The sequence below is a fragment of the uncultured Corynebacterium sp. genome, from assembly GCF_902782855.1.
In the GTDB taxonomy this organism is placed as follows: domain Bacteria; phylum Actinomycetota; class Actinomycetes; order Mycobacteriales; family Mycobacteriaceae; genus Corynebacterium.
Genome location: NZ_CACZOO010000261.1, coordinates 1 through 4509 on the forward strand (window position 1 = coordinate 1; position 4509 = coordinate 4509).

The window sequence follows — 4509 nt, forward strand, 5'->3', positions numbered from 1 at the left end:
CGGCGGTGGCGACGGCAGCACCGATCAGGGCCATGAAGCCGTCGGCGAAGCGGTAGTCCTGGACCAGGTAGGCGGCCATGTCCGCGTCCGGCAGGGTGCCGGCGAAGAGGTCGGTGACGAAGCGGTGGGTGGCGGCGGCCTCCCAGACCCCATGCTTCTCGGTGCGCAGCGTGTCGCTGAAGCGGGTGGTCTCTGTGGTGGTGGGCGCAGCAGTGTCTGCCATGACGATTCCTCCGCGAGTGTGAACTCGATCAGGTTCGACGGGTCTCATCTCAGCCCGGGCCTTGTCCCGGGCACCCCGTGTCACCGTCCGAGGGTACCTGTCCCTTCTGTTCCCCCGTCGGCATGGTGGGATCACGGGGCATGCCTCTGGAGGTGCACATCTGACAGGGGGCGTACAGCGCACATAATGGCTGAACTATTCCTGAGAGCACTCCGATGACCAGCACATACATGACCCGTCGGGAGGCAGTCGCTCATGCGTTGCCGCGTCCACCTCTGCGCAGATTCCATGGACGGCACCCACCTGCGATCAAGGAGCTGACATGCCACCTTCGGACACAAGAGTCCTCACACCCCGGACCACCCTCGTCCTGTTGCTCGCCTCGGTCCTTCCGTTGATCGATTCCAGCCTGGTCAATGTCCTGCTCCCGGTGATCAGTCGCGATCTCGGCGTCACCCAGAGCGATGTGCAGCTCGGTGTCTCCGCCTACATGCTCGCCGCCACCGCCGGCATCGTGCTCTCCACGACCTGCCTGCGACGCTTCGGACCCCGACACGTCTGGACCGGATCAGTCCTGGTCTTCGCCCTCGCCTCCGCCCTCGTCGGACTCAGCGGGACGCTTCCCCTCTTCGTCATCGCCCGCGTCCTCCAGGGCGCCGCCTGCGGCTTCATCATGCCCGCGGTCCAGCAGATCGCCGCCGACCTCGTCGGACGCGACGGCATGCGCGCCGCCCTGGCGACCGTCGGACTGCCCGCAGTCATCGCCCCCGCGTTCGGACCGCTACTCGGTGGTGTTCTGGTGGACACCGTCGGGTGGCGCGTCCTCTTCCTGGTCAACGTCCCGGTCGCCGCCCTCGCCCTGTTTCTCGCCCGCGGCATCCTGCCGACGAGCCGGGGGAACAAGACACCACTGGGTCTCGGTCAGGCACTGCCCGGTGTTCTCGGCATGGTCGGGCTGCTCTGGGCCGTCAGTGCCGTCGGCACACTGCCGGTCGGCGTCACCGTCCTCATCGCGGTCGCCGCAACAGTGGTCATCGCGGTGTTCTGTGTGATGGACCTGCGCTCGTCCACTCCGCTGCTGGACATGTCCCTCTACCGCGGACTGCCCTTCGTCACCGTGATGCTGCTGTGCCTCATCGTCGGCGCGGTCTTCTACGGGACGTTGTTGTCGACGTCCCTCCACGTCCAGTCCGGTCTGGGCCAGCCCGCGTGGGTCGCCGGGATCCTGCTGGGGGTGCAGGGATGCGGTGCGTGGCTGTCCCGCAGCCTCATCAAGGGACCGTGGAAGACGCTGGACGCCTTCCCTGTCATCGCTGCCGGACTTGTCGTCGCCGCAGTCGGGACGCTCGGAATCCAGGCCGTCGGCGCCTGGGGTACAGGTGCCGTCGCCGTGACCGCGGTCGCGTCCCTTGTCCGTGGTCTGGGCCTCGGGGCGTGCACACTGCTCGCCCTGTCCGCCGCCTACGAGGTCGTCTCTGATGACCAGACCCCGGCCGTCGGCGCACACACCCGGCTGATGCTGCAGCTCGGCGGAGCACTGGGTACGGCGACCGTCGGCGTGTGGGCCGCCTCTGCGATGACGCTCGGCGTGGTGGTCGCCGCCGTGGCACTGGCCGGGGCAGTCGGTGCCACCGTTCTCCACGTATCCCGAGGCCGCGATGCCCCTGCGTGACGTACCCTCGGCTGTCATGGAGGATCCCGCCGCATTCGGACGCCGACTGCGCCACGCCAGGGTCGACCGGGGACTGTCCCAGACCGGGCTCGCCGCCGGGATCTGCTCCCCCAGCTCCGTCTCCCGGTGGGAGGACGGGCAGAGTGTCCCGGACCACGACACCGTGGAACAACTCGCCGACCGCCTGGGGATGGACCCCACCGTCCTCACCGGGCACGGTTTCGATTCCCGACTGGCGGGCTCCGCCGACGGATTCGCTGAGCTGTTGCATACGGTGTTCGCCACGGAAGACGTCTCCGAATACCCGATCTCCTCTGCCGCCGGCACGTGGATCACCCGGGCGCAGTACATTCTTGTCCACGCCGACCCATGGTCACGCGGTGCCGATCCCCGTCCGGTCATCGACGATCTCGCGGTGGACCCGTTGACCGCCTCCACCCCGGTGCCGCTGGAGACCGTCGAGCTTCTCGACGCGATGGTCCGGGTCCGTGAGACCCCGGACCGCGCGACCGTGGACAGTCTGACCGATACCCTCACCTGGACCACCGACGCCCCGTCAACCATCCGGCGGACTGCCCTGGACACCGTGGTCGCGGTACTGGTCAACGCAGGAATGCCGGTCGCCGCCGCCGGCGCGGTCACGCGGGTCGGTCCTCCCCGGATCAGCGCGACCGCTGCCACACTGTTGACCTGGGACCTGTCCTCCCCCGGTACACCCCCTTACTCATCCCCGGACGGCCTCCCGCCGGTCGCCGCGTCCCGCAGTGCCCGGGATGTCGCCTTCGGCATCCTCGCCGGAGTACGGGACGCCCCGGAGGAGGTGCGGAGGACCGTCGCAGACGCCGTGGTGGCGTCCTGCCCCGACGACGGTCTCGTCACACTGTGGGCGCAGAAGATCTGACCCGAACTACTCCGTCTCGACCGGCGCCCACTCCGGGCCGGTCTCGGCGAGCTCCGGGTCGAGCTTGGCGAACAGCGGCACCGGCTTGGAGAGCGGGGTGCCCGGGGTGAGGTCGGTGCGGCCCCAGTGCGCCTGCTGGTCGGCGTAGTCGCCCATGATGACCGGGTACGCGCGGCCCTTCGCGGGCAGGCCCACGCCCACCGGCTCCAGCGGGGAATCGTCGGTGACCTCGACGACCTTCGGCTGCGCGGCCCACACGCCGGTACCGCCGAGCACCTCGAAGATCTTCTGCGCGGAGAACGGCAGGTACGGGGTGAGCAGGGTGTTCGCGTCCGCGACGACCTGCAGGGCGGTGAACAGGACCGTGGCGAGACGTTCACGCTGGGCCTCGTCGCCGTTCTTCACGGCCTTCGCCAGCTTCCACGGCTCCTGCGCGGCGATGTACTGGTTCGCCCGGCCGACGATGCGCATCGCCTCGGAGATACCGGCCTTGAACCGGGAGTGGTCCAGGTACTCACCGACGATGCCGAAGGCCGCGGCGGACTCGTCGAGCAGCGCCCGGTCCTCGGCGGTGGACTCGCCGGGGGTCGGGATCTCGCCGAAGTTCTTGTGCGCCATGGACACGGTCCGGTTGACGAGGTTGCCCCACTCGTTGGCGAGCTCGGTGTTGATCCGGCGGACGAACTCGTCCCAGGTGAAGTCGGTGTCCATGTTCTCCGGGCCGGCCACGGCGATGAAGTAGCGCAGCGCGTCCGGGCCGAACTCCCGCAGGAAGTCGCGCACATAGATGACCACGCCCTTCGAGGAGGAGAACTTCGAGCCGGACATGGTGAGGAACTCCGAGGAGACGACCTCGGTCGGCAGGTTCAGCTCGCCGAGCTCACCGGCCTCCCCGCCCTTGGCGCCCCTGCCGGCGTAGCCGAGGAGCTCGGCCGGCCAGATCTGGGAGTGGAAGGTGATGTTGTCCTTGCCCATGAAGTAGTAGGACAGTGCCTCGGGGTCGGACCACCACTTCTTCCAGGCGTCCCTGTCCCCGGTGCGCCAGGCCCACTCGATCGACGCGGAGAGGTAGCCGACGACCGCGTCGAACCAGACGTAGAGCTTCTTGGCGTCATTGTCCTGCCAGCCCTCGATCGGCACCGGCACACCCCAGTCGATGTCGCGGCTCATCGCGCGCGGACGCATGTCCTTGAGCAGGTTGAGCGAGAAGTTCAGGACGTTGGGACGCCAGCCCTCGCGGGTGGACAGCCACTGCTCCAGGGCCTCAGCGAAGGCCGGGAGGTCGAGCATGAAGTGCTCGGTCTCCACGAAGTCCGGCGTCGCGCCGTCTATCTTGGAGCGCGGGTCGATGAGGTCGGCCGGGTCGAGCTGGTTGCCGCAGTTGTCGCACTGGTCGCCACGGGCGTCGGTGGCGCCGCAGATCGGGCAGGTGCCCTCGATGAAGCGGTCCGGCAGGGTGCGGCCGGTCTTCGGGTCGATCGCGCCGACGGTGGTCTGGCGGATCATGTAGCCGTTGTCGTTGAGCCCGCGGAAGAGCTCCTGGACCACGGCGTAGTGGTTGCGGGTGGTGGTGCGGGTGAACAGGTCATAGGACAGGCCCAGGCCCGCGAGGTCCTCGACGATGATGCGGTTGTAACGGTCGGCTAGTTCCTGGACCGGCACCCCCTCCTTCTGGGCCTGGACGAGCAGCGGGGTGCCGTGCTCGTCGGTGCC

General features: G+C 68.6%; 3 protein-coding genes, 1 pseudogene and 1 riboswitch. Of the genes and pseudogenes, 2 read left to right on the plus strand and 2 right to left on the minus strand.

Going from position 1 to position 4509, the window contains the following annotated elements; translation table 11 throughout:
* A pseudogene (locus tag QZV72_RS10530) lies at positions 1–223 on the minus strand (TenA family transcriptional regulator); the annotation flags it as partial.
* Positions 211–311: riboswitch (TPP riboswitch) on the minus strand. (Overlaps the previous pseudogene by 13 nt.)
* A gap of 234 nt (positions 312–545) precedes the next feature.
* Between QZV72_RS10530 and QZV72_RS10535 the strand changes: the two are divergent.
* Both QZV72_RS10535 and QZV72_RS10540 read left to right on the plus strand, forming a co-directional pair.
* Positions 546–1895, plus strand: coding sequence for an MFS transporter (locus QZV72_RS10535; RefSeq protein ID WP_297008284.1), 1350 nt, complete (start codon positions 546–548; stop codon positions 1893–1895).
* A gap of 16 nt (positions 1896–1911) precedes the next feature.
* Positions 1912–2796 (plus strand): helix-turn-helix domain-containing protein, encoded by an 885-nt coding sequence (locus QZV72_RS10540; protein WP_297008286.1) that lies wholly within the window; start codon positions 1912–1914, stop codon positions 2794–2796.
* Positions 2797–2802: 6 nt separating this feature from the next.
* Here QZV72_RS10540 and metG read toward each other — a convergent pair.
* A partial coding sequence (gene metG, locus QZV72_RS10545) for a methionine--tRNA ligase (protein WP_297008288.1) occupies positions 2803–4509 on the minus strand: 1707 nt, incomplete at its 5' end.

Excerpts from the sequence above, each read along its gene's own strand:
- QZV72_RS10535 (WP_297008284.1), top strand. The coding sequence starts at position 546 with ATGCCACCTTCGGACACAAGAGTCCTCACACCCCGGACCACCCTCGTC.
- QZV72_RS10540 (WP_297008286.1), top strand. The coding sequence starts at position 1,912 with ATGGAGGATCCCGCCGCATTCGGACGCCGACTGCGCCACGCCAGGGTC.